Origin of the sequence: Enterococcus mundtii (assembly GCF_003957375.1) — a bacterium.
GTDB lineage: Bacteria > Bacillota > Bacilli > Lactobacillales > Enterococcaceae > Enterococcus_B > Enterococcus_B spodopteracolus.
Genome location: NZ_CP025473.1, coordinates 1,415,849 through 1,442,130, shown reverse-complemented (window position 1 = coordinate 1,442,130; position 26,282 = coordinate 1,415,849). Strand labels below are relative to the sequence as shown.

General features: G+C 37.7%; 26 protein-coding genes and 2 pseudogenes. 17 read left to right on the top strand and 11 right to left on the bottom strand.

Annotation, left to right across the window (positions count from 1 at the left end):
- Positions 1-6 precede the first annotated feature (6 nt).
- From CYK55_RS07145 to CYK55_RS07135, 3 genes are all read left to right on the top strand, one after another.
- Positions 7-888, top strand: a complete 882-nt coding sequence (locus CYK55_RS07145) for an LCP family protein (protein ID WP_126134107.1) — start codon at positions 7-9, stop codon at positions 886-888.
- 166 nt (positions 889-1,054) lie between these two features.
- Entirely contained in the window at positions 1,055-3,088 is a 2,034-nt protein-coding gene (locus CYK55_RS07140; RefSeq protein ID WP_126134106.1) for a penicillin-binding transpeptidase domain-containing protein, read from the top strand.
- Positions 3,089-3,189: 101 nt separating this feature from the next.
- Positions 3,190-3,498, top strand: a complete 309-nt coding sequence (locus tag CYK55_RS07135) for a hypothetical protein (protein ID WP_126134105.1) — start codon at positions 3,190-3,192, stop codon at positions 3,496-3,498.
- A 44-nt stretch (positions 3,499-3,542) separates the two neighbouring features.
- Here the strand turns inward: CYK55_RS07135 and CYK55_RS07130 are convergent, their stop codons facing one another.
- The 4 genes from CYK55_RS07130 to CYK55_RS07115 all read right to left on the bottom strand — a co-directional run bounded on the left by CYK55_RS07130 (position 3,543) and on the right by CYK55_RS07115 (position 7,490).
- Positions 3,543-4,694 carry a cation:proton antiporter gene (locus tag CYK55_RS07130; protein ID WP_034688702.1) on the bottom strand — a complete coding sequence of 384 codons (1,152 nt, stop codon included), beginning with the start codon at positions 4,692-4,694 and terminating at the stop codon, positions 3,543-3,545.
- Positions 4,695-4,869: 175 nt separating this feature from the next.
- The gene (locus CYK55_RS07125) at positions 4,870-5,397 is read right to left on the bottom strand and encodes a DUF308 domain-containing protein (RefSeq protein ID WP_034688701.1); all 528 of its coding nucleotides are present in this window, start codon (positions 5,395-5,397) and stop codon (positions 4,870-4,872) included.
- Between the two features lie 69 nt (positions 5,398-5,466).
- A complete protein-coding gene (locus CYK55_RS07120; RefSeq protein WP_034688699.1) occupies positions 5,467-5,817 on the bottom strand; it encodes a DUF2200 domain-containing protein in 351 nt (116 codons plus the stop codon).
- Between the two features lie 140 nt (positions 5,818-5,957).
- The gene (locus tag CYK55_RS07115) at positions 5,958-7,490 is read right to left on the bottom strand and encodes a helix-turn-helix domain-containing protein (protein WP_034688697.1); all 1,533 of its coding nucleotides are present in this window, start codon (positions 7,488-7,490) and stop codon (positions 5,958-5,960) included.
- Between the two features lie 129 nt (positions 7,491-7,619).
- Here CYK55_RS07115 and CYK55_RS13950 point away from each other — a divergent pair, with 129 nt between their 5' ends.
- Positions 7,620-9,146, top strand: coding sequence for a hypothetical protein (locus tag CYK55_RS13950; protein WP_164546240.1), 1,527 nt, complete (start codon positions 7,620-7,622; stop codon positions 9,144-9,146).
- A gap of 121 nt (positions 9,147-9,267) precedes the next feature.
- Here the strand turns inward: CYK55_RS13950 and bsh are convergent.
- The 7 genes and pseudogenes from bsh to CYK55_RS07075 form a co-directional block, all read right to left on the bottom strand.
- A pseudogene (bsh, locus tag CYK55_RS07105) lies at positions 9,268-10,191 on the bottom strand (choloylglycine hydrolase).
- A gap of 115 nt (positions 10,192-10,306) precedes the next feature.
- A complete protein-coding gene (locus CYK55_RS07100; protein ID WP_034688695.1) occupies positions 10,307-10,747 on the bottom strand; it encodes a MarR family winged helix-turn-helix transcriptional regulator in 441 nt (146 codons plus the stop codon).
- A 55-nt stretch (positions 10,748-10,802) separates the two neighbouring features.
- A complete protein-coding gene (locus CYK55_RS07095; protein ID WP_010735406.1) occupies positions 10,803-11,213 on the bottom strand; it encodes an organic hydroperoxide resistance protein in 411 nt (136 codons plus the stop codon).
- Positions 11,214-11,374: 161 nt separating this feature from the next.
- The gene (locus tag CYK55_RS07090) at positions 11,375-12,223 is read right to left on the bottom strand and encodes a YitT family protein (RefSeq protein WP_034688693.1); all 849 of its coding nucleotides are present in this window, start codon (positions 12,221-12,223) and stop codon (positions 11,375-11,377) included.
- 236 nt (positions 12,224-12,459) lie between these two features.
- Positions 12,460-12,819, bottom strand: coding sequence for a PaaI family thioesterase (locus CYK55_RS07085; RefSeq protein ID WP_034688691.1), 360 nt, complete (start codon positions 12,817-12,819; stop codon positions 12,460-12,462).
- Between the two features lie 204 nt (positions 12,820-13,023).
- Positions 13,024-13,215 (bottom strand): hypothetical protein, encoded by a 192-nt coding sequence (locus CYK55_RS07080; protein ID WP_034688689.1) that lies wholly within the window; start codon positions 13,213-13,215, stop codon positions 13,024-13,026.
- A gap of 96 nt (positions 13,216-13,311) precedes the next feature.
- Positions 13,312-13,758 (bottom strand): helix-turn-helix domain-containing protein, encoded by a 447-nt coding sequence (locus CYK55_RS07075; protein WP_051536183.1) that lies wholly within the window; start codon positions 13,756-13,758, stop codon positions 13,312-13,314.
- Positions 13,759-13,893: 135 nt separating this feature from the next.
- Here CYK55_RS07075 and CYK55_RS07070 point away from each other — a divergent pair, with 135 nt between their 5' ends.
- The 13 genes and pseudogenes from CYK55_RS07070 (at position 13,894) to menC (ending at position 26,248) form a co-directional block, all read left to right on the top strand.
- Positions 13,894-14,154, top strand: coding sequence for a helix-turn-helix domain-containing protein (locus CYK55_RS07070; RefSeq protein WP_034688688.1), 261 nt, complete (start codon positions 13,894-13,896; stop codon positions 14,152-14,154).
- Positions 14,155-14,652: 498 nt separating this feature from the next.
- Positions 14,653-15,066: an ArpU family phage packaging/lysis transcriptional regulator gene (locus tag CYK55_RS07065; protein WP_126134104.1), complete on the top strand. Its 414-nt coding sequence runs from the start codon at positions 14,653-14,655 to the stop codon at positions 15,064-15,066.
- A 283-nt stretch (positions 15,067-15,349) separates the two neighbouring features.
- A complete protein-coding gene (locus CYK55_RS07060; RefSeq protein ID WP_023519700.1) occupies positions 15,350-15,583 on the top strand; it encodes a hypothetical protein in 234 nt (77 codons plus the stop codon).
- Between the two features lies 1 nt (position 15,584).
- The gene (locus CYK55_RS07055; protein WP_010735413.1) at positions 15,585-15,857 is read left to right on the top strand and encodes a holin; all 273 of its coding nucleotides are present in this window, start codon (positions 15,585-15,587) and stop codon (positions 15,855-15,857) included.
- Between the two features lie 30 nt (positions 15,858-15,887).
- The gene (locus tag CYK55_RS07050; protein WP_241234754.1) at positions 15,888-16,787 is read left to right on the top strand and encodes a peptidoglycan recognition protein family protein; all 900 of its coding nucleotides are present in this window, start codon (positions 15,888-15,890) and stop codon (positions 16,785-16,787) included.
- Between the two features lie 122 nt (positions 16,788-16,909).
- Positions 16,910-17,911 (top strand): N-acetylmuramoyl-L-alanine amidase, encoded by a 1,002-nt coding sequence (locus tag CYK55_RS07045; protein ID WP_126134103.1) that lies wholly within the window; start codon positions 16,910-16,912, stop codon positions 17,909-17,911.
- A 344-nt stretch (positions 17,912-18,255) separates the two neighbouring features.
- Positions 18,256-18,564 (top strand): hypothetical protein, encoded by a 309-nt coding sequence (locus CYK55_RS07040; protein WP_126134102.1) that lies wholly within the window; start codon positions 18,256-18,258, stop codon positions 18,562-18,564.
- Between the two features lie 423 nt (positions 18,565-18,987).
- Entirely contained in the window at positions 18,988-19,803 is an 816-nt protein-coding gene (gene menB, locus CYK55_RS07035) for a 1,4-dihydroxy-2-naphthoyl-CoA synthase (protein WP_034688361.1), read from the top strand.
- Positions 19,778-21,261, top strand: a pseudogene (gene menE / locus CYK55_RS07030) (o-succinylbenzoate--CoA ligase). The gene menB and the pseudogene menE overlap by 26 nt, the downstream one beginning before the upstream one ends.
- Entirely contained in the window at positions 21,242-22,600 is a 1,359-nt protein-coding gene (locus CYK55_RS07025; RefSeq protein WP_241234753.1) for an isochorismate synthase, read from the top strand. Before menE ends, CYK55_RS07025 begins: the two are co-directional and overlap by 20 nt.
- Positions 22,597-24,309: a 2-succinyl-5-enolpyruvyl-6-hydroxy-3-cyclohexene-1-carboxylic-acid synthase gene (gene menD, locus CYK55_RS07020; RefSeq protein WP_034688357.1), complete on the top strand. Its 1,713-nt coding sequence runs from the start codon at positions 22,597-22,599 to the stop codon at positions 24,307-24,309. The genes CYK55_RS07025 and menD overlap by 4 nt, the downstream gene beginning before the upstream one ends.
- Positions 24,309-25,145, top strand: coding sequence for a 2-succinyl-6-hydroxy-2,4-cyclohexadiene-1-carboxylate synthase (gene menH / locus CYK55_RS07015; RefSeq protein ID WP_126134101.1), 837 nt, complete (start codon positions 24,309-24,311; stop codon positions 25,143-25,145). Before menD ends, menH begins: the two co-directional genes overlap by 1 nt.
- On the top strand, positions 25,136-26,248 hold the full coding sequence (gene menC / locus CYK55_RS07010; protein WP_034688368.1) for an o-succinylbenzoate synthase: 1,113 nt from the start codon (positions 25,136-25,138) through the stop codon (positions 26,246-26,248). The genes menH and menC overlap by 10 nt, the downstream gene beginning before the upstream one ends.
- The last annotated feature ends 34 nt before the right edge of the window (positions 26,249-26,282 follow it).

Below are 26,282 nucleotides of genomic sequence, written 5' to 3'. Positions count from 1 at the left end.
AACTGAATGAAACCATTTCAGAAAATCATATTAAGTATCTTGTTAGTACTTGCAATGGTCATTGGCTTTTTTTCTTTTGAATTTATCCAAGGGTTCTCCTCAGTGAAACAATCTGCAACAGTTGAGAAAGTCAATGCACAAGATGTCCCATCGATCATCAATGTAGCATTGATTGGTTCTGATGCACGATCAAAAGAAGAAAATGGTCGTTCGGATTCTTTGATGGTCGCCCAATATGATCAAAAGACCAAACAAGCCAAATTGATTTCTATCATGAGAGATTCTTACGTCTCTATTCCTGGTTATGGAATGAATAAGATCAATGCCGCCTATTCATATGGAGGTATCGACTTATTAAACCAAACCTTACAAGATAATTTCAAATTAGAGACCCCTTACTATGCAAGTATTACTTTTCAAGATTTTATTGATTGTATCGATGAATTGTTTCCAGATGGCGTAACGATCGATGCAGAAAAAGATTTGGATTTAGATGGGGTAGCTATCAAAAAAGGAAAGCAAGCAATGGACGGAAATACCTTGTTGCAATATGCTCGTTTTCGTGAAGACGAAGAAGGTGATTTTGGACGGATCCGTAGACAACAACAAGTCGTTGAGGCGGTGGCCAGTCAATTGAAAGATGTCACATCGATCATCAAATTACCCAAGGCGATCGGCAAACTTTTAGGCAGTATCCAAACCAATCTACCGGAAAGTGTCCTGTTAGATTGTGGGTTAGATTTCCTAGATGACGAGAAGAAAATCAATACATTGTCCGTGCCCGTTGATAAAAGTTGGGACTTCAATGATAATACACCAGCTGGTAGTGTCTTGGAAATCGACTTGACTAAAAATCAGCAAGCGATACACGATTTTTTGGATAAATAACCATATTGATAAACCAGTTCCTAAAACGAACTGGTTTATTTTGATTAAAAAAAGTTAATATAAGAACAGTACTGGTTAAGAATCATTTGGGCTGCTGTTCTATTTCCTCTTCTATGTGTTAAAATATCTTTGATTCGTATTTTTAATAAAGAGAGGTATTCAAAACATGAAGAGGAGTGGCAGACAAAAGAAAAAATCGACCGGCATCTATATCGGAGCGGGAATCGTCTTCTTACTTGCGGCAGCTGGTGGTGGCTTCTTTTATTATCAACACGTTCAGGAACAACAAGCAGTAAAAGCTGGAGAACAAACGATTGAAGGATTTATTGACTCCCTGAATCAGGAAAATTATGAAGAAGCAGTAAAATCACTTCAAGTAGAGAAGGGTAGTGATCTTACTGAACAAGATATTTTAGAAAAATATCAAAATATTTATGGTGCAGCAGAGATCAGAGGGATCAAACTCTCAGACTTATCCGTGACAAAAAAAGAGAATGATACGTATGAGTTTACGTATAAAGCTAAAATGAATACGACGTTAGGTGAATTGAAAGATTTAGCATATGAAGGAACTCTGTCCAAAGAGGGGGACCAAACCAAAATCAATTGGCAGCCTAATTTGATTTTTCCGCAAATGGAAGGGCAAGATAAAGTTAGCTTGAGCACAGATGTAGCGTCGCGTGGCGAAATCTTGGACCGTAATAAACAGCCGTTAGCGACAACTGGGAAATTAAAACAATTAGGCGTCGTACCTGCGAAATTAGGTGAGGGTGAGGAAAAATCAGCGAATATCAAAGCAATCGCTGAAGCATTCGATTTGACGGAAGCCAGTATAGAACAGGCGATTTCTCAAGGTTGGGTCCAACCGGATTACTTTGTTCCTTTAAAAATCATTGATGGGGAAACACCAGAACTTCCCAATGGAGCAACGATCCAAGAAGTTGACGGTCGTTATTATCCGTTAGGGGAAGCCGCTGCCCAATTGATTGGCTACGTAGGAGATATCACCGCAGAAGACATTGAGAAAAATCCTGAGTTGAGTAGTACAGGAAAAATCGGGCGTTCAGGTTTAGAAATGGCTTACGACAAAGAATTAAGAGGCACGAACGGTGGGAAATTAAGTGTCACAGATGAAGAAGGAAATGAAAAAGCTGTATTACTCCAACATGAAGTAAAAAATGGACAGGATATCCAGTTGACAATCGACGCCAATGCGCAAAAAACGGCATTCGACAGCTTAAATGGGAAACCAGGTTCTACTGTGGCGACAGCTCCTAAAACTGGAGATTTGTTGGCCCTTGTCAGTTCACCTAGTTATGACCCAAATAAAATGACGAACGGTATTTCCCAAGATGATTACAGAGCATATGAAGAAGACCCAAATCGTCCATTTATCAGTCGTTTTGCCACAGGTTATGCGCCAGGCTCAACATTCAAGATGATCACCGCAGCCATCGGCTTAGATAATGGGACATTGAATCCAGATGAAGTCTTAACGATCAATGGATTGAAGTGGCAAAAAGATAGCTCTTGGGGTTCTTACCAAGTGACACGTGTCAGTGACGTACCACAAGTCAACTTGAAAAATGCTTTAGTTTATTCTGATAATATCTATATGGCACAAGAAACATTGAAAATGGGGGAAGAAGCCTTTAGAAACGGACTTAATCAATTTATTTTTGGTGAAGATCTTGATTTACCGATCCCAATGAATCCTGCGCAGATCTCAAATGAAGACTCATTCAATTCGGAGATTTTGTTGGCAGATACAGGCTATGGACAAGGACAATTGTTGATCAATCCAATCCAACAAGCTGCGATGTATAGTGTTTTTGCAAATAATGGCAGTTTAGTTTATCCACGATTAGTCATGGATCAGGAAACTAAAAATAAGAAAAATGTGATCAGTGAATCAAGTGTCCAAACGATTTTGCCAGATTTAGTCGATGTTGTGCAAGATCCTAACGGAACTGCACATTCTTTAGCTACTCTAGGAATTCCGCTTGCCGCGAAAACAGGAACAGCTGAAATCAAAGAAAAGCAGGATGAAAAAGGACAAGAAAACAGTTTCCTTTATGCGATAAATCCTGAAACAAATGGCTACTTGGTGATCAGCATGTTAGAAAACAGAGAAGAAGGCGATTCTGCTACTAATCGAGCGCCTGCTTTATTGCAGTATTTGAATCAAACTTACCAATAAACACAGAGTGTAAAATCGGATACAAAACCATCGGTTATTTTACTTTCTAGTGATACACTAGTCTATAGAAACGAGTGTAAATAACATTAGGAGGAGATAAGATGACTGATGTCCCAAGAGCAGTAAAAGCGGAGATGGCAGCAAGCATATTGAAGATCCAATTTGATAATGGGGAAACAAGATATTTAAAATCACATTTAGCAAAAGAACATGCAGAAGCTTTTTCGATGAAAAATGGCAAGAGAAAGAATAGTTTATTGGCTTCACAAACAACCTGGGTAGGATCGACCATTGAAATTCAACCAGATGGCACCCTTGTTCTGAATGAAAATGATTATTACTCACCAGAAGAGTTATGGAACGATAGCAAAGAGCATATGATTGGATCAAAAATAGAGCTCTTCTATTAGATTCGAGAAATCTAATAGAAAGGCTCTATTTATCTGAGAACGAATCACCCATGATACACTTTTCTAGTAAAGTATTTAAGAATCAATGGAGAGATCAAGGTACTTAATAAGATTACGATCACAAGTGGGGAATAATATTTTGCTTCGATTAATTGGCTTTGTTGTCCAATTTGCAAGATGATCAGCGCCATTTCACCACGTGAGATCATACCAGCTCCTACCATAAAGGCACTATTCGTTGAAAAGCCGGCTACTTTCGCACCTAGGTAACCACCACCAAGTTTAGTCATGACTGCAACAGTCGTTAGGATCAAGATAAAAATCAATTGTTCTCCAAAGTTAGAGAAATCGACTTCTAGTCCAACACTGACAAAAAAGACTGGAATAAATACGGCATAACCTAATGCCTCGACATTATGATACACTTCTTCTTTGACCGATGTTTGACTCACCGCGATTCCTGCAAAAAATGCACCAATAACTGAACTTAGTCCGATCAAATCAGCGATGTAGGACATACCTAGACATAAAACCAAGGAAACAATGATAATCGCAGAGTTGGCATAGATTTTTCCAGCTAGTGACATCAAAAATGGGGCAATCCATTTGACTAATAAAAATATAAAAATAAAGTAGATCACTTGCTCCAATAAAAGAAGCGGTAAAGGGAGGCTGCTACCAGATTCTCCTGTCAAAAATGATAAGCTGAAACTTAACACCAACACGACAAGAATGTCATCAACTACTGAAGCACCTAAGATAGTCGAACCTTCTTTTGTGTTGACTACATGAAGTTCTTTCAATACCTCAACAGAGATACTAACAGAAGTTGCTGCGAGGATGATTCCAAAGAAAATAGCTTCATTCCTTGTGACTTGGAAAATTTCACCCGTCAACCAACCAAATAATACGGGGAGTATGATCCCTAATAAAGCAACGAACATTCCTGGTCGAAAGTATTTTTTCAAAAGAGAAAGATCGCTTTCCAGTCCAGCTAAAAACATCAATAAAATGACACCTATTTCTGAAAAATCGTGGACGAGAATATTTGGATGCACCCATCCCAGACCAGCACCACCAAGCAAGACGCCAACGAGTAGTTGACCAATCACCGCAGGTACACCAAACCTCCGTGAAAGGTGAGAGCCAATGGTTGTCGCTAACAAGATCAAACAGAGAATACCTATAAATTCCATTCTTTTCATCCTTCCTTTCTCAAAAAAGAATTTATTTTATTCGTGTCAAATGACCTCCTACACAGGATAACATAAATAACGTTATTTATATAGTGTCGTCCATTGTATGGATATATGAAAGCGCAGGACAAAAAAGGCTAGGCAATTAAGCCCAACCTCGAATTTAAATAACTAATCAATTGACATACATATTTCTTACTTTAAAGTAGTTGATGATTTCAGAAATCCCCATAAAGATCAAGATACCGCCAAAGATTTGGAAAAGTACCATCAAGCTTTGGAATGGATTAAATAGTAAAATCAATCCGCCAATCAGTAAAATCACGCTGTATAATGACCATCCTTTTGATTTTGTATTCAAACTGATGAACAATTGAAATGCGCCATTTGCTAAAATCATCAAGCCTAAAAGAATTGGCAAGATCGAAACGATTGCTGATGCAAATAAGAACACGATCAGTCCGAAAACCAGAAAAGCAATTGCACTGAAAAGTCCAAATCCCCAAACACCCGTTTTTTGCTTGTTTTTATAGGCTTCAAATAAATTGATCAGACCTAATAAAACAAAATAAGCAGTGATCAGATAGCCGACAAAATTAAACACGGCAGTTGGGTTGATGACTATGGCGATACCAGCAATGATATAAATCGCTGCTCGTAAAATAGCATGTCTTTGAAAATTACTTCGAATAAGTTCATACATTATTATAACCTCCTTTTTTTTATTTTAACGGTTATTGATGCTTAAACCAACTAATAACTAGTGATTCCATTATTTTCTTAGAATTTTTTCTATATTCTTTCCTTTAGCTAACTCATCGATCAACTTATCCAAATAACGAATTTCTTGCATCAATGACTCTTCAATATTTTCTACTCTAACCCCACAGATGACTCCAGTGATCAATTTACGATCAGGATTTAATCTCGGTGCCTCAGCAAAGAAAGTTTTGAAGTCCTTTTCCAGTTTGATCTGTTCCTCTAATTCAGCTTGTTCATAGCCGGTCATCCAATAAATGATTTGGTCAACTTCCTCTTTTGTACGATTTTTTCGTTCTGCTTTTTTTAGATAAAGAAGATAGACAGAAGAAAAGGGCATAGTAAAAATTCGATGTTCAGTCATAAAGAAGCTCCTTTTTCCATTATTATATAATGAACTGTTCGAAAAGAATAGCTATAGTGTCAAGTCTCATGAAAGTTCAGGAAACAGGGGATAGATAGTAAGGACGTTACAGGATACTGAGTAAATTGTATCTATGATGATCAATCAAAATCAGCGTAGTCACGTTCTTGTTTGATCTCAAAAATATAGGTAGCTAACTGAGCAATCATCTTTTTCCAATCATCTGGACGAACGATGCCGTTTAACAAATAAATCTTTTTGATACTCTCGGGTAGCTGGTTTAGTGGACAATCACTAATGACGATATCGCAACGCTCCATATAGTAACGTTGGATGACGATCGCTTCTTTTGAAAAGATTTGTTCAATTTTAACAATTAAATCTTTGCTGATATAAAAGTCTTTCGTATGATTCACACCGATAATGATCGGCGGTTGCTTTTTGAATCGGTCGTAGAAATGTAGTAATTCTTCGACTACCCATGAAATATTTTCTTTTTCTAGAAAATCTGGTAAGTAATGCCAATTTTCTTGCCGGAAGTTCTCATAAAATTCAGCGACCACGTTTCTTAAGTGTTCATAGTTTTTCTGATCCTTATAAAGCAAAAAAGTTGGTAAAGGTGTATTCGGCTGTTCGCTATCCAAAAAGGTATTGTGAAGTTTATTGATCGTAAAGGACAGTGCATATAACTTTTTTTGTTTTTCAGGTAGCTCTAAAGCGAAATGCTGACTGAATGTTTCGACTAAGTTCTTGGAATAAATCAAATAAGGAAAATCGATCGCTAACAGTCTTTGATAGTGCGTCAAACTTTGTTCTTCACTATCCAATTGAGAAATCGTTAGGCGTGCTAATAAATTGAGTAGGATTCGTTGTTCCCGACAAATCGGTAAATCAGGATTTAAAATATCCACATCAGGTTCAATTAGAAGATCAATATACTTAAACTGACTTAATTCTTTTTGAACATTTTCTAAAGAAGTCATGGGAAAATTATCCTGGCAAAGTTTTAAAAGAAGATACAACTTATCCAAGACGCCACCATTCATCCCATCCAATAACTCTTTCTTGAAGAAGACATGAAGAGTGTAATCGATTTTTTTTGGCTCTTCCTTGTGATAGGGAAGGGACGTATTAGCAAAAATCGTCCAATAAACATCTAGAAAACAATATTGGATTTGAACTTCACTACCAGTGATTATTTTTTTCCCTTTACTTGAAAACTTGAAGGAGATTCCATATAAAGCTAAAAATTGGTTGATTGCTTTCATTTTAGAATAGAGATAGGAAGGGCTGTAATTTGTCATTTGGCTGATCGTGACCATTGAGTTGACTTTTTGTCGAAGTAAAGCAGCGATGATTTGAAAATTAGTTGATTCAAAACAATATTTACCAAATAATTCGTAATAGCACGTCGCAAGATCATCATCATTCAAAGAAATTTTGATAAATTTCTTGTTTTTCACTACTTCAACACTATTTAAGCTTAAAGAATGAAAATCCTGTTCGATTTCATGGAGGTATAAAAGAAAATTTGAATCAGACATTTTAAAATAATCTGCTAGGTAGTGAGTAGTAATAAAGAACTGATGCTCCGCTAAAAAAAGGAAAATCTCAAGCTTTGTTACATTTTTCTTCTTTAATAAAAACTTTTTTATTGCTTCTTGTGTTTGCATTGAAATTCCTCCAATTGAAAATTTTATTGAAAATTTCTTTGTTTTCAACAAAAAAACAGTAAATCTTCCGTATCAATCTATATTATCTTATGTTTAACATGATAATGATATTAAATAGGAGGAATTCTCATGAAATATTTAAGTCTTCTCTTTGCTTCAGTACTACTGAGTAGTGTTTCTTTACCAGTGGAAGCTGCACAGACAGATGAACAACCTAGCAATGATGTCGCTCAACTAGCTTCTCATTCCGTCTGGGCAAATGTGAATCAAATCAAATTTTTAGAAGAACATGCTTTAGAAAACTCTGGTATCATAAGACTTAAACTAGGAGAGACAATCACGGTGAAAGCACTGGTGACTTATTCAGGGGATATCCAACCAATTTTACAGTCTGTTGTCCGATTTGAAAACGTTGATCCAGCTTTGAAGATCGAACACGATCCAGCTTCACTGGTATTCAACAACAAACTAGCAACTTTCACGTTTAATATTACATTAACACAACCAATCAATAGACCTGCTTTGTTTACCGTAAAAGTAGCAGATGGTCAACCTGAGGATAGACATCATTTGACACCATATAGTCAACGTCAAACAGTTGAACAAACAACTGGAGGAACAGGGGGCGTGACTGATCCAGATCCTAAACCGGATAATCCAGATGGAAATCCCGATGTGACACCGGATAATCCAGATGGAAATCCCGATGTGACACCGGATAATCCAAATGAGAACCCAGATGTGACACCGGATAATCCAGACGAGAACCCAGATGTGACACCGGATAATCCGGATGAAAATCCAGACGAGACACCGGATAATCCGGATGAGAACCCAGATGTGACACCGGATAATCCGGATGAGAACCCAGATGTGACACCGGATAATCCGGATGAGAACCCAGATGTGACACCGGATAATCCGGATGAGAACCCAGATGTGACACCGGATAATCCGGATGAGAACCCAGATGTGACACCGGATAATCCGGATGAGAACCCAGATGTGACACCGGATAATCCGGATGAAAATCCCGATGTGACACCGGATAATCCGGATGAAAATCCCGATGTGACACCGGATAATCCAGACGAGAACCCAGATGTGACACCGGATAATCCGGATGAGAACCCAGATGTGACACCGGATAATCCAGACGAGAACCCAGATGTGACACCGGATAATCCAGACGAGAACCCAGATGTGACACCGGATAATCCAGATGAGAATCCAGATGCAAAACCGGATAAACCAGAGGGGAACAATGGAAACTATGAAGGAGATAACGGGGAAGATGGACATGGTGGTGAAGAAGTGATCAAACCACAAATCCATCCTGAAGGCAACAATCCAACGCTCCCAATACCTGAGCAAGTAAAACCATTGTCTCAAATTCGAAGACAATCAAGTCTATCTATTGGTACGACAGATGGACTAGTAAATAAAAAATCGTTTGAAAGTGAGAAAGAAATTCTACCAATGACAAAAATAGCTCACTCTTCAAATCAAGTAGCTAATGATAAAAATTCTGCAACATCAACAGAGGAAGCAATGAAGCAATTCCCTAAAACAGGAGAGCATAATCGCTTCTTTCCATGGGTATTTGGTCTGTTGATCTCAGGAATGAGCATCGTTACTTTTAGGAAAATCAACTAATGATTCTAATAGGTAAAAAAATGCCTTGAAACATTCCGTTTCAAGGCATTTTTGCGTAGAAAATGATTAATAATCAGTTAACATAGTGGATTTGTTCTTCTTCAATCAATGGCTAGGTGAGTCATTTTGTACTATCCAAATCTTCTTTCGTCATTTCTACTGCATTAATTTGGCTATTTGTGTAAGTCGTGTAGTAATAGATTCCTTTATCCACATTGCAACAAGAAGAATAGATCGTATACTCAAATTTACCATTCCCAACATCACATAAGCTTTTTGTTGTTCGACCGATTTTAGGATATGGAAGAATTGACTAACACTTTCCTGTTCAGTTGTTGCTTTGACAGAATTTAATTTTGTAAATGCAACTTTGATAAAACGAGAAGCAGATGATAACTCTCTAGGTAAACCTAATCCGCCCATACCGCGAGAATAGACCGATAAATCAAGTTCATCGGAGAAATAGTTTTTAAGGGTAGTCGATGAGACTGACCGATAGTTATTCAAATTAAATAATTGATAGTCAAAGGTTGAATTAATTATTAGTACACTGATTGGATTATCATAAATTTTTAAACCTTCGGCAACTGATCAATAACAACCGATGTTTCTTGATCTGCTAATAACCAATGAAGAGGAGATAACGGTAGTTCTTCACTGAAATTGATATTGACTAAATTGATATCTGTTAATAACGTACGAGCTTCTTCCACGTTTTTACATTGACTCAATATCCAAGGAATAAATTCAAATGGTTTGATATTGGTCTTTTCGGCATCTTCGTCAAACAAATGGGCATTTGCAGGGAAATTCAGACCAGCCATACTCAAACCTTTTTCATTTGTTGCATCATAATAGAGGGGGGATTGTCTACAACTGCTGCTATATCGATGATCGCATCGTGAGACTTTTGTTTTGGGGCTTTCCGATAAACAAAAGGGAAATTTCTTGGAGTGCTCGTCACCTGTTCATTATAAGAAATCTCTAAATCCAAATTCCGTCCAAAATAATGATCGTTTGGTGTGTAAGTAATAGATGTACACATTATAATAACCTCCTTTGTTTCATTCTATAGAAAGACAGACGATAAAAAAATACTAATAAAATGATTTTCGTTTTTTATAAATTGTAAAATTAAGAAAAAAAACTCGGTAATGTGATTACCGAGCGTGTTGTTCTTTATTAAAATTTTTAAGCATTTTTTTAGTCAAATAAAGTAGCATAGATAATTCTTCTTCATCTAAAGGTAAAAAATCAAGGATCTTTTCTGGAATGTCTTTTGCTTGTTCTTCCAACAAATGTCCTTGTTCAGTTAGAGATAGGATAGATACTCGTTCATCCGAATCATCTCTTTTACGAGTGATATACTGCTTATTAGTTAATTTCTTTATTACAGGAGTCAAAGTGCCTGAATCCAAACACAAGATCTTTCCTAATTCCTTCATGGTGATTTGTTTTCTCTCCCATAAAACAAGTAATACAAGATACTGCGTATAAGTAAGATCCAGTGGCTTCAACAAGGGCGTATAGTAGCGAGTAATTTCTTTAGAGGTGGCATATAAAGGAAAGCATAATTGATTTTTAAGTAATAACTCCTCCAAATAGACCACCTCCTAATGTGTTCCTTTATAGCATACTTGTTTTTTCTAAAAAAATCTAGTTCTCTACGGCTGTCAAAGTAACTTCAATATTGCCAGCTGTTGCTTTTGAATAAGGACAAACTTTATGTGCAGCTTCTAGTAATTCTTGTGTTTCTTCGATTGATAAACCTTCAACTGAACCTTCGATCTCAACGCCTAACACAAAACTCATTTCACTTTCTGCATATAGAGACACTTGAGCGCTGATTGTTGATGCACCGTCAATATTTTTTTGTGTTTTGATCAAGTCTAGTGCGCTATTGAAACATGCGCTAAAGCCAGCGGCAAACAATTGTTCCGGATTTGTTGCATCTTCTACACGTTTACCTGGAGCTGCAATGTTAAGCTCGAATGAGTGATCTGGACTGTGTACTTCCCCAGAACGTCCGCCAGTGTTTATCATTTTTGTTGAATACATTTTTTTCATTAAAAATCACTCCTCTTTTTATATTTGATACAATTAAATTGTACACAATTTAATTAGGTAGAGCAACTAACTTGCTTTGAAAAAGTCTACTCCTGATTTATAAATAAAAACCAAGAGTAGACTTTTTTATAGGGATAGGTCCGTTCATTTTAATTGTGACATCATTCGATCGGATGGTACGTAAATCCACTACCCATGACTTCTGCTACACTATTGACGATGACAAAAGCATTCGGATCGATTTCTTCAATTATCGGTTTGACTTTTGAAAATTCTTGGTCAGTTACAACCATCAATAACACTTCTTTTGATAGATTACTATAACCGCCTCTAGCTTCTAGGATCGTGAATCCACGTCCAATCTCCTGACGTAAACGTGTATGGATTTCTAAAAGATGATTCTCGCTTAGAACCATGATCGATTTTTGACGATTTGTTCCTGTTTCAATGTAATTCATCACAATGGATGTAATTACGATCGATAGGATCGCATAGAGAAATTCATCAAATCCAAAAACAAATAAGGTTAAGGAAACAACGACAGCATCGGTCATCAAAAGTCCAATGGAAGTACTTAAATTGAAGTATTTTTTGAAGATAAGGGGAGGGATCGTGGTACCGCCGCTAGAAGAATTATTTTTGTATAAGATAGCTACACCCAAAGCAAAGATCGCACTGCCGAAAATGACTGATAAGAGACGATCAGGCGTGACCATATACTCTGGGACGATCTCAATGATCGCTGGGAAGACTAAACTACCAAATAATACTTTGAAGAAAGGTTTCTTGCCTAAAAAAATCAAGGCCAAGATCAACATGATGACATTCAAAACCAGTATAACTGTTGCTCGGTTCAAACCTAAAGCTGATTCAAGTAAAATACCAAGTCCACTTACGCCACCAGCTGCAATGTGATGCGGGCCTAAAAACATATTTATACTGATAGCTAAAATAGTTAAAGCAAACACTATCTTAATGTATGTCCAAATTATATTTCTACCGTATTTCATTTATCCACTTCCTACTATACATTTATTTCCAACTATTCTCATTATACATTAATTTTGTATAAAAGTTAACAAAGTTGAAAAAGAAAGTTAGATAAACCTAATTTTATAAGGTATCGTTAAAAGATATAATGGTCGAAATGGTGGACATCAATCAATAAAAACAATTATGAAATGGAACAAAGCGTGTATTTTTTACTTCATGCTGACTCGATATTTATAGAAACTATTTATAAAAGCTAATTGACCATCAATGTGCATTGCCCTGTAGCGATTTTCAAATCATTATCTAAATAAATCGTTGCCTGCCAAAAATGAATATTTTTCCCAACTTTTTCAGGGTGTGCAACCACTCTCAAGTTACCTGTAGAGGCTTTATTCAAATGTTGGACTTGCAGATCGATACCTACAGCAAAGTGGGGGGCTGGTAAATATTCGTTAGCCCCAATGCTACAAGCCGTTTCAATCAACACAGCATTGATTCCTCCATGCAAATAGCCATAAGGTTGATGATGCTTTTCTTCAATTGCTAAAGTCAATTGGACTTCTTTAGGTGAAACAATACACGTTTCAATCCCAAGATGATCTAATAAATTCATCCTGTTACTCCTCATCTCTTATTCTTTATTGCTACTGTCATAATAAAACTCTATTTTTATCATTCAAACTCTATTTGCGAACTATTAAGATATTAAATTAAAAATATTTATACTAATGAATGGAAGGACTGTCAGTTAAAATTTAATCATTTAGTTTGAATGAAACACTCGTTCTAAATCTTTTACCAGAAAAAATGCCAAAGTTCATAAAAACAAATAATGGTCTGCTTTTTTTAGTTTTTTCATTAATTCACGGATTTCTTTTATTTCATTAGGCGTATAGCCACCAATTATCCCTTTAACCAAAGCTTTTTCTTTTTCTACTCCTGCCTTTTTATGATGAAGTCTTTTTTCAAAATCAACTATTTCTTTTGAAAAATCATTTTTTTTAGGCAATCAGAAAAAAAACACCCCCTATATATACGGTTATATAACAATTATATTATTATTATTCTAAAATTGTAACCGTTCGTTTAAAAAGGGGAGAGGGATTTAGCTGATATTTTTATTTTGTTCTTTTTGCCTTTTACTGGTAATTACTTTATGTAAATTTTCAAAGGCCTCGAATCCATATTCCTCTACGAATTCATCAATTTCTTTGAGAAGTTCTTCATTATCAAGTTTTGTTTCTAACTGTTGTTCTTCTAATTTTTTTCCTGCAAAACAGATGACTGATTTTTGTCTTTCGCTATCTAGTTTTTCAAAAATAGAGAGTAGACGACGAGAATTTTCTTCCTCACCTTCAATAATATAACCTTTTGTCACATGAAATAACTCAGCAATTTTTTGAATAGCACCCATACGAGGTGTTTTTAATCCAGTTTCCCAATTAGAAATAGTTTGCTTGCTAACTCCGACTTTTATTGCCAATTCTTCTTGCGTCATTTGTTGTTTATGCCTTAGTTCACTAATCTTCTGTCCAATAATATTTTTATCCATAATAATCCTCCGAGTTCTTACTCCAATAATATACCAGAAACTGGTCTAAATCAACATTAAGTTATACATAGTTATATAAAATTATTTACTATAACTTTAAGTTATATTAAAATATACAAATAGGAGGTGTTTTATATGTTGCAAATATCTTTGAAAGCAGCAAGAGTAAATTCAGATTTGAATCAGACTGAAGTAGTTGACATTCTGCAAAATAGTTATGGTCTAAATCTTACTAAGGAACAGCTTGCTGAGTACGAGGATGATGCCACTGATGTACCGATTTCTTTAGCAAAGAAATTTTCGGAAATTTATGGTATTTCCGATGACTATATATTTTTTGGCAACAAATCAACTTTAAGTTATATTTCACGTGGATCAAACCAAAATAATCTTTAGTGATTCATGTGATAAACATTAAGATAACTTCTTAAAATTGATGAACAGCATATGACCTATTAATTAATGTGACGAATAAAATCATTTAAACCAAACGATGGTCTTTCAATGTTTTAGCGTCCTTGTAATAGGTACTAACATAAGCAAACATATTTAATTTTTAATGAGGAGTGAGTAAGAATGCCATTGGACTGTCGGTCTTAAAAAAAGAAGAAAAAACTCGGACATAAAAATCTTCGGTTTATCCAACCAAATTTTGAAGGAATAGAAGCATTAATGAGGTAATTGAAGGGAAAACCACGTTGGAAAAGAGGAGTAAAAATGGGGTCTGGATTACGTAATCTCAAAAAGCAGATTAAACAGGTCAATCATACTAAATACACACGAAAAGAAATAAAATGAAAACTCTGTGCAATTTAGTTTGTGGTTTGACTAGTAGAAGCCAAATACTTTATATCAGTAAATCTAAAAGATGATTTTTTAAAGGAGTGATTTTTTGTGATGTACCCCAAAAGAATAGATATGAAACAAACAAGATGTAATGTGAGAGAAGTTTTAAAAAATTTTCGTAAACTTGATCGGATGGTAGGACGTGTCACAGTCGACATTCAATCTCCTCATAGAATCAATAGCTTAAAAGCAACTCTTTCTGATCAATCTTCAGAAAGGGCATCTATGCAAATGATAGCGATTGAAGCAGAAAGGAATGCAATCTTAAATGCTTTGATGGTTTTGAGTCTAACGAATCGAATGATCCTTTATTATTCTTATTTTGTTCCTGAAAGTTTTTCGAATTATAAGATTAGTCTTGAAATTGGTTATTCCGAAAGAACGATTCAGAGAAAAAAAGCAGAAGCATTGATTGAATTTGCTGAAGCATATAAGACTGGAAAACTGATTGCGTATAAATAATTTGGCGTTTTTTTGGCAGATGATTGGCGGTTCCCATCTCTTCTTTGATGCTAGTATGAATGTAAGCTTAGGAAATGGCAGAAAATAATGAGTATTTGTTTTTCTATGTAATAACACGGGGATAAGTGTATCTACATTTTCGAGATGAACATAGCACATATAGTGGGATATAGAAAATAGAGGATCAACTTAAGTCACTATAAGAAACGAAAGAAGAATCAAATGATGAAAGATACAAATACTCTCACAGAAACAAAAACATCAAATATAACGGAGGTAGAGAATGACAGAAGTATCAATTGGTGAATGGATGGCTGTCATAACACTTGGTGGAACGTTGATTGTAGGCGTAGCAAAATTCTATGCAATGTTTACAAAGCTCGATCATACATTGGGGAAATTAGAGAATACTATTGTTCGAGTAGAAAAAAGCCAAATCGAGTATGGCAATCGTCTCTCAATTATTGAAGAACAAATCAAATCTATTTTCAAACAAATTGGAAAGGAGGTGAAGTAGGTTGACCGAAATCTTAACGATTTCAAGTATTATCACACCACTGGTCGTCGGTGTGACAGAACTGGTGAAAGGACAAATAGGACGCAGTAAACTTTTGCCTATCAGCAACGTGGTTACTGGAATTTTGCTTAGTGGGCTGTATTCCTTCTCATTCGTTCCACAGGATCTCATTCTTTATTTATGGGCAGGAGCGATTGCTGGTTTGGCCGCAGGTGGATTATTTGATTTAGGAGATCATGTAATGAAGTTACAGGAGTCTAATAAAAGCAATTGATCGTCCAAGTTTCTTTTACCAGTAAAGGAGGTGAGGAAGATAAGACTGGAGGATCTACGAGGAGATGGACGTATTTTAGGACCGACCAATGCCAAAAGAAAGGCATCAGAAATAACTAAAATTGCGCGTCATCATTCGGCAACAACCACAGGAGATGTATGGGCGTTTCAAAACTATTGGAAGAACACATTGGGGTGGGGAACTGGTGGCTATCATGAGATTATCCTAAGAGATGGCACGGTACAATGGTGTTACTTTGATGAAGATATCACAAATGGTGTGGGGGGACATAACACACCAACCTACCATATTTGTCTTGTTGGAAATGGCTCGTTCACTAAAGAACAGGAAAAAGCATTTGACACGCGAGCAAAAGCGGCGATGCAACGTTTTGACCTATCAGTGAAGGATGTTTTGGGGCACAATGAGTTCATTGGACACTCTTCGACTATCTGTCCGGGTATTAACATGAGGATGCTTCGTGATCGCTTAGGTGATGCTGAGGACTTGACACATGATGAAATCATTTTAGCTAGTCCACCCAAGATAGTCGGAAACTATCGAGGAAAATTAGAAATATTTAATGAGCTATCTTTAGGTATATTTCGGATAGCAGGATGGTTAATACCCCAAAATGGAGCAGCCTTTTTGGATCTAGGCTATGTTTTTTGGATAGATGCCGATAATCCCTCTGTAGAAATTGGTCGTTGTCGGTCAGCAGGCATTATACGAGACGATGTGAATGCTGCTTACGGCTTACCAACTGGTCTACGATTTGGTTTGGACGGCACACTTGACATTCAAAAACATGCAGGAAAAAAGGTATTTCCGATGTTAAGACGAACAAATGAACCAAATGGAAATATGATCAGTGGACAAACAGTTGATATTACTTTTCCAGAATATACTTTGACCATTCCTAAACGATAATAAAGTTTGTTTCATTGTTCATATTATAATTAAACAAAAACAATACAACAATAAATAAAATATCAAAATTTAATGAAAAAATGATTTTGTAAAATAATAAAATCAGAGGAAGGAAGATTATTATGACAATCAAAATTGAGGATTTACGAGGAGATTCACGGATTTTAGGGCCGACAAATGCGAAACGAGACGTTTCAGTGGTCAAAAACATTGCACGTCACCATTCAGCAACTGAAACAGGAGATGTTTTTATCTTTCAACAATATTGGAATGGAGAACTAGGCTGGGGAACTGGCGGCTATCATGAGATTATCTTACGTGATGGAACTGTACAATGGTGCTACTTTGATGAGGATGTGACTAATGGTGTTGGTGGACACAATACACCAACCTATCATATCTGTTTAGTAGGAAATGGTTCATTTACGGAAGCTCAAGAAGAAGCTTTCAATCAGCGTGCGAAAGCCGCAATGGAACGATTTGGTTTATCCGTTGAAAACGTCTTAGGTCATAATGAGTTTAGTGGACATGCGTCAAATATTTGTCCAGGAACAAATATGGATGCTGTCAGAGATATCCTTAGTGGTGGTGATGGAAACGTTCCAGAACCAGACTATATCATGCATGATTGGAATAAAGAAATGGTTGTAGCAGCAGATGTTTTAAATGTCCGCCAAGAGCCAAACACACGATCAGCAATCTTACGTCAATTAACTAGAAGTCAAGTCTTCCATTCTGCACGAGTGACAATCAACGGGGAGTTAGTGAATGGTATCAGACACTGGTATGAAGTGGATGGTAACGGCTGGGTTTCAGGATCATTAGTAGCAGAAGCGTCATCTGACAATGAATGGATTGAACGAAAAGGTGAGGTGACTGTCGCTATCTCAGGAGGGATCAACTTACGAGGTCCTTCAACTGACAATGTAACAAATCCAACTAGTCTGCCAATTTTACGCCGCGTGGATCTGGGGGAAACGTTCGAGTATGACAAAATACTCGTACAGAAGAACGGTCATGCCTTTGTAAGACAGTCGATCAGTGAAGGTTATACTTGGTTGGCTATTGGTTCAACTGCTAATGGAATCGTTACTTCATACTGGGTTACTGGCATTGAAATCTAATCGATATAATAATTACGCACAGTTTTGAGAAAAGCCGAAAACTAGCATAAAAAAGAAAAAAACGAAAATTTATTTTCAAATTTTCGTTTTTTTCTTGTTTTCTAAAGATTTGCTTTTGAAACTACAGCGATAACCACTATTTCTCTTAGTCAAACATAGTGAGAGTTAAGGGAAGCTTAAACATAGACTAATGGACCTTGAGTCCCGAATCAAAAAAATGAGCTACTTCACTGCCATTCTAGAATCTGTTTTAAGTAGGTTGGGATTTCTAGTCCGTGTAAAGGAAAGTCGAATCGGAATGAATAAGTGAAGGATGTTCGATCAAATAATAAGGAGGCAGTCGCATGTCCTTTATTTTTGCTTTTGACGTATCTAAAGGTGAAAGTTACAAAGTACTTTACCATAATCAACAATGTCTAACAGAAGGGAAAGTCTCTCACCATCAAGAAGAGTTCCGCCAGTTACTAGAAGAAATCACCGTACTTCCAGAAACGCCTAAAATTATTTTTGAAGCAATCGTTGTTTCCTCTCGTCTATTAAAAAAATGCTATCAAAATAACCGGTTAGCCAATTGTCTATTAAAGTCTTTGGAGAGAGGAATATTAGCCCTCTCATATCACCTGAAACCGAATAAACGGCGAGAACAGAATTAACCTCTTCATTATTTATATAAAAGAGCTGTACTGGCTGTGAAAGTATTTCTGTCTAGGAAAAAGCTACTAAAATAGTAAGCGAAATAGAAGAGTTTGAAAATATTCATTTGCTTGTGCTGCAATTGTTTTATTATGAGTATGGCTGGTAAAAGCAAAAAAATTGAGTATTGGGTATATGGTAGATTATGAACATACCCACGGACTAATAAGAGAATACATTTGAAGCAATCAATTCCAATGAATATATAGAAACAATAAATTCACTGGAAAAATCAAAAATCATTTATTTGAAAGTTAGATTATAAAGCTTTTCTTGCGCTTAACTCATTCAATATTCTTTGTACAGTAATTTGTAAAGAAATTATCATTAAATGCTTAAAACTTGTGTATAATAAATTTAATGAATTTTAGGAGGAGATAGAAATGAGAGAATGGAAAACGATAAAAGAATACGACGAGATCTTATTTGAACAGTATGGGAAGATTGCTAAAATAACAATCAATCGTCCAGAGGTCCATAATGCTTTTACACCAAAAACAGTCTTTGAGATGATCGAAGCTTTTACAATCAGTCGTGATCGTCAAGATATCGGTGTTATCATTTTGACAGGAGCTGGTGACAAATCATTCTGTTCAGGTGGCGATCAGAAAGTTCGAGGAAATGGTGGGTATGTTGGTGAAGACCAAATTCCGCGTCTGAATGTACTAGATTTGCAACGATTGATCCGAGTCATTCCTAAGCCAGTGATAGCAATGGTAAAAGGTTGGTCGATCGGTGGTGGAAATGTCTTACAACTTGTGTGTGATATCACAATCGCAGCTGAAAATGCGAAATTCGGACAAACAGGGCCTAACGTTGGGAGCTTCGATGGTGGCTATGGTTCGGGTTACCTGGCTCGTGTCGTAGGGCATAAAAAAGCAAAAGAAGTTTGGTTTATGACGAAGCAATATAGTGCTGAAGAAGCGTTGGCAATGAATTGGATCAATACAGTCGTACCGCTCGAACAAGTAGAAGACGTGACGATTGAGTGGGCAGAAGAGATGCTGAAGAAAAGCCCGCTAGCTCTACGAATGATCAAAGCGGCAATGAACGCAGATACAGATGGTTTAGCAGGTATCCAACAATTGGCAGGGGATGCGACGCTTTTATATTACACCATGGATGAAGCACAAGAAGGACGCGACGCATTTAAAGAAAAAAGAGAACCCGATTTTGACCAATTTCCTAAGTTCCCTTAAACCTCAACCTAATAGCTGGTTGCAAAAACAAGCAATGCTTCATCCAGATGCACCAGCTTGTCAGTGGAACGATCATCATTTATCTTTTCGCGAACTGACATTACACGTTCAGAGTTTTGCAGAGTATTATCATCGAATATTACCCAAAGTGAGTGAAAGAATTGCCTTGTACTGTGAAAATGATTTAGATGCCTATTTCTCGATCTTAGCATTATGGGAGTTAGGAAAAGAAATCCAGTTTGTCAATACACGCCTGACGACGAACGAGATCAGTGAACAGATGGCAGATGCAGGGACCTCGATTCTTATTTCTGCCAACAAATTAGCACTCAACGAGCGCATCACTTGGTATTCATTTCCCAATCCTTCGGAATTACACGTCATACAGCCGAAGGATTGGTTTGATGAAGGGTATCGAGAAGAGGCAATCGCGTCAATCATGTATACGTCCGGAACGACAGGTAAACCAAAAGGCGTACCGCAAACATTCGCCAATCACTATGCGAGTAGCCAAGCGACTGCGTTAAGTTTAGAAGTAGACCGTTCAGATTGCTGGATCTGCTGTGTGCCACTCTATCACATTAGTGGCTTGTCTATTTTATTACGCTCACTTGCTTTAGGCATCCAAGTAATTCTATTGCAGGGATTCTCTCCTCAACAAGTCCATCAACTTTTAGCAAATGGAAGGGGCAACTATATTTCTTTGGTCAGCAAAATGTTGAAAGATCTTGAACCGTTGATCCCAGAAGGTGGTTATGGCCCTCATTCAAAAAAGTATTATTAGGGGGAGGGCCGGGGGAAGGACGAGTCATGCAAGCATGTATGGAAAAACAGGTGCCTGTGATGTTTTCTTACGGCATGACAGAAACCTGTTCACAGATCGTCGCCCTTTCTCCGGAGTCATTCGAAGTAAAAACCGGTTCTTCTGGTAAAGCTTTGTCTGAGGTATCGATCCGTATCCAAAAAGATAAGAAGTCAGATCAAATGGGAGAGATTTTAGTCAAAGGACCATCGATCATCGACCACTACTTGAATCGCGTCAATCCGGATTCTTGGACAGAGGATGGCTGGTTTCACACTGGCGATTGGGGGTACATTGATGAAGAGGATTATCTTTATATTGTTAGTCGCATGAGTGAACGCATCATTTCGGGGGGAGAGAATATTTTCCCAGTTGAAATCGAGCAAGTACTCTTAACTTGCAATAAAATTACGGAGGTCGCTGTCGTAGGGGCTTGGGATGAAATATGGGGGCAAACTCCTGTTGCTTATGTGCGATTAGATGAACCACTTACTAATAGAGAAATCACGGAGCTATTGGCGCCATTAGCACGTTACAAGCATCCAACTAAAATCTACTGTATCTCTGAAATGCCTAAAACGGCGACTGGAAAACCAATCAAACGTCTTTTAATGACAGAAGAAAGAGTGAATTACATTGAATATCAAATTAGATAGCTCAATCGATGATCAGCTTTTGGAAAATCATCTTTATTTTACTTATAGCTACGAGCTTAGTGAACAAACGGTAAAAAAACTCTTGCCTCTTGTCCCATCTAAAGGAGATCGCTTTTATTGGTGTCCTCCTGATGAGGATTGTGAGCTATTAGGCATAGGAGAAAATTTATTTGATGCGCAATATGATGATATGTCAAGTGCTATCAAAGGATTTTCTTTTGAGTTTTCTAAAAGTTTTTTAAACGTATCGAGTCAGAAGGGGGGACCTTTGCTTTTTGGAGGTTTTCCATTTGATCCCAACAACCTAAAAGAAAAGAATTGGAGTAAGCTTGAATCTGGCTTTTTCATTTTACCCAGTATTCTTTTCAAGCGTATAGGTTCAAAGACTCAAGTTATTTTGACAATCAGAAAAGAAGCTGCAACAACTGAAAGTCTTTTAAAAGATTTTTCATATCTGGATAGTCTCGTGAGTGAATTGTTAGAAGGCGAAGAACAAGAACAATCAGCAAATGTTCTTGTGTCGACCGAAGAACTGGAAGTTCCAACTTTTCTTCAAAATGTAGACGATGCGCGGAAGGAAATCATACAAAAAGCTACTTCGCTTAAAAAGGTCGTCTTAGCAAGACAATTGGCAATATACGGATCTTTCCAGTCAATCACTCAAATTCTTCATCGTTTAGCTGAACAACAACCACAGACTTATTTATTTCTTTTAGCATCCGATCAACTTGCTTTCATTGGTGCTACTCCAGAACGATTGATTCAAGGAACGAAAAGTCAATTTATGACTGCTGGGATAGCTGGTTCGGCACCTAGAGGATCTACTATGCAGGAAGACGATGAAATCGGCAAAGAACTTTTAAAAGACTCTAAAAATACACAAGAACACGGAATTGTTGCCCAGCGATTAGAGGATCAATTAGCAGATATTGTCGCAGGTGATGTCGTTGTTTCTTCCCGTCATTTATTGAAAAACCGTGATATTCAACATTTAGCAATGACTTTCTCTGGAGAACGTAAGCAGGGAGTTTCATTGATCGATGCGCTTGAACTGATCCATCCTTCACCGGCTTTAGGTGGTGAACCTCAAGGACTGGCATTGCAATGGATCAAAGATCATGAACCTTTCGGCAGAGGGTTATACGGGGCACCGATCGGATGGGTGGACCCGATCGAGGATGTCGGTGAGTTTGCTGTAGGTATCCGATCAGGCATCTTGTCTGAAACCGAAGGAATATTATATGCAGGTTGTGGTATTGTTGCGGATTCTGATCCTGAGGCAGAACGCCAAGAAACATTGCTAAAATTCCAACCAATGCTTAGAGGAGTGAAAGGATGACGAGACAACAAGAGATGACTGCCTATTTATTGGCATTCATCAAAGGGATGAAAGAAGGCGGGCTTAAAAATGTCGTGATCAGTCCTGGTTCACGATCGACCCCACTTGCCTTGTTACTTCATAGAGATCCAGAGATTAATACAACAGTCAACGTTGATGAGCGATCGGCGGCATTCTTTGCATTAGGTATGGCGAAAGCATTGAAGCAACCAGTAGGAGTTCTTTGTACTTCTGGTACTGCCACAGCGAACTTCTTTCCAGCGGTTTGTGAAGCAAAAGCAACAAATATACCTTTACTATTGCTAACAGCAGATCGTCCACCAGAAGCACGTGGCGTTGGTTCGCCACAAACGATGGACCAGCAAAAGTTATTTGGTTCGCATATCAAGAAGTTTATCGAATTAGCACTTCCTGAAGCCAGTTCGGAAATGATACGCTATAGCTACTGGCATGGTGCCAATAGTGCCCATGAAGCAACGCGTGTGCCGGCTGGCCCTATTCAGATCAATTTGCCTTTTAGAGAACCATTATTGCCTGATTTAACTTTTTCTCTTGATGGATCTTTTCATTCAAAAAAACTGGTTACTCAAATTGTGTCGAAGCAAATGCCAGAGCTTGTTCCTTGGCTATCAAAAAAAGGGATGATGATCGTCGGTAAAGAATTGACACCTGATGAAGCAAAAGCGTTGCTTACTTTAGCAACATCTTTACAATGGCCAATCATTGGCGATCCCTTAGCAAATCTAGGTGCTTGTCAACAAAAGAGCGATGTCTATCTTCCGCATGCAGATTTGATTTTTTCTGGACAGGTTCCTGAAAGTCCTGAAGTCATTTGGCAATTTGGTAATCTTCCTGTAGCTAAAAATGTGATGCTTTATTTAAAAAAACATCATGAAGCTATTTCTGACTATGTCTTGATTGATGAGGAAGAATGGCGTGATCCGTTACATTTAGGAACAAGTTTTATCCAAATCGGTGTACTTGATTTCTGTAAACTAGTTCCGGAAACTTTGGATGCAATACCTAGTTCGCCAACCTCTGACGAATGGTTGGCGCAATGGAAAAAAGCTTATCAAAAAGCGAGAGAAGTCATCACTAAAGAATTGTCTATCGATGAATGGAGCGAAAGTAATGCAAGTTGCCAGTTATTGCAAGCGATAAAATCAGAGGAAGCTTTATTTTTAGCAAATAGTAACGCGATCCGCTTTGTTGATCGTTTTGCTTCGCCTACTGGAGAATCATTTCCAATCTATGGGAATCGAGGGGTCAACGGAATCGACGGGTTGATTTCTACAGCAGCAGGAATAGCTTTGGTAAGGAACAAGCGGATGTTTGTCTTGATCGGCGATCTTGCGCTGTTTCATGACATGAACGCGTTGGAGCTAATTCGACGTTATCACTTACCTGTTACTCTAGTCGTATTAAACAACAATGGTGGGGGAATCTTTTCTTTTCTTCCTCAAAATCAACTTTCAGAGACTGATTTTGAACCATTATTTGGTACACCACTTGATTTAGAATTAGAGAAGGTAGCAGATTTATATAATGGTCATTATATACAACCAACTTCAAGTAAAGAGTTTGAGCAAGCGATTGAAAAAAGCCGGAATCAAGGGGATTGGACAATGATTGAAATCAGAGGGCAACAACAAGAACCTGTCCAATTATGGGAGCAGATGAAGCGTCGTTATCAGGAGGAAATAGACTGATGCCAGTTAAGACTGTACGTGGGGTGGCTTACTATTACCGTTGGTTACACCAAACTGATCCAAAACAGCCAACGGTTATTTGTTTGCATGGCTTTACCGGTAGTACACAAACGTTTATGTTTGAGAATCCTCAGTTTAATTACTTAGCCATTGATTTGATCGGTCATGGAAAAACAGCGGTTTACCTTCATCCTTACCGTTACCAACTTACGTCATTGGTAACTGATTTGGCGAGTTTAGTCTCATTATTAAAAATTCCTTCTTTTTATGTATTAGGCTACTCGATGGGGGCTCGAGTAGCACTTGCTTGGGCGCTCGAACGGCCACAAGGGATCAAAGGCCTCATTTTAGAAGGCGGAACTGCAGGAATTGCAGATGAACTGCAACGAAACCATCGAAAAAAAGCTGATCGAAAACTTGCTTTACGTTTATTGAGAAAGCCTTTGAGTGATTTTGTTGATGATTGGGAGAAGTTGCCATTATTCGCTTCACAACAGGCGCTATCTTTGGAACAAAAAAGCAGAGTAAGAAACGAACGACTTGCTCAAAATAAACTAGGTTTAGCATTATGTCTTTACTATATGGGAACTGGCGCGCAAAAAAATTATTGGCCAGATTTAGCGAGTATCGAATGCCCACTATTGTATCTTGTTGGTCAAAAGGATGAGAAGTTCCAAAAGATCGGTAAACAAATGACAAACGTTAAAGAGATTTTTTGTTGCCACGTCCTTGCGGATTGTGGGCACTGTTGTCACATCGAGCAACCTGAGCTATTTGAGACAACTGTCACTACTTGGATCAGTGAAATGGAAAGGGAGTGGACGCCATCAAAATAGTCAACATCCAACAGTACTGTTTGCGACTACCCTTAGTAACACCTTTCAGAACGAGTTATGGTCGATTAGAAACAAAAGCTTTTGATTTGTTGATCGTGGAAGATGAGTTAGGGAATCAGGGGATCGGCGAGTTGGTCGCTTTTGAACGTGCAGATTACATTGAAGAAACGATTGATATGAGTCGATCGGTATTACAAAAAGAGCTGATTCCTTGCTTATTCGAACTTGACTTCTCACACCCAGAAGAAATTTGGTCAGCTTTCAAACATACGCAAGGGAATTTTATGGCAAAATCAGCTGTCGAAACAGCAGTTTGGGATCTTTATGCTCGTCGAATAGGGCGTCCATTACAAAAGTTGTTTTCCGCCGAACGATCAGCGATTCCCGTAGGTGTCAGTATTGGTGTCCATGACAACCCGATAGATTTACTTGCGACTGCAAAAACTTATGTTGATCAAGGGTACCAACGAATCAAGTTGAAAATCACTCCTGGCAATGACTTAGTGCCACTGCAAGTGTTGCGTGAGCAATATCCAGAGATCCAATTGATGGCTGATGCGAATTCTGCTTATACGATCAGCGATTTGTCGTTATTGAAGAAAATGGATGCCTTGAAGCTTGCGCTGATCGAACAACCTTTTCACCCTCGTGACTATGTTGACCATGCCATACTTCAAAAGGAAATCAAAACAGCAGTTTGTCTCGATGAGAATATTCGAACACTGGAAGACGTGAAAACAGCTCATGCACTGGGAAGTTGTCGAGCAATCAATTTAAAGATTCCCAGAGTCGGAGGGATCACTGAGGCTTTAAGGATCGTCAATTTTTGTCAGGAAAATGACTTGCTCGTTTGGTTAGGTGGGATGTTTGAATCCGGAGTCGGTCGAGCGATGAATCTGCATTTTGCAAGTCAAGATTGCTTTACTTTTCCAGGAGACTTGTCTGCTTTTGATCGCTATTTCTATGATGATATCGTCGAACCCAAAGCACGAATCACAAATGGACATTTAAGGATTCCTGGTCAATCAGGGATTGGTGTCACATGGCAAGAAGAGCAGTTGTTAAAGTATGCATATGATCAGAAAACCTATGTAAATAAATAGCGTCAAGAAGATGAATCACGCATGTTTTGTAAAC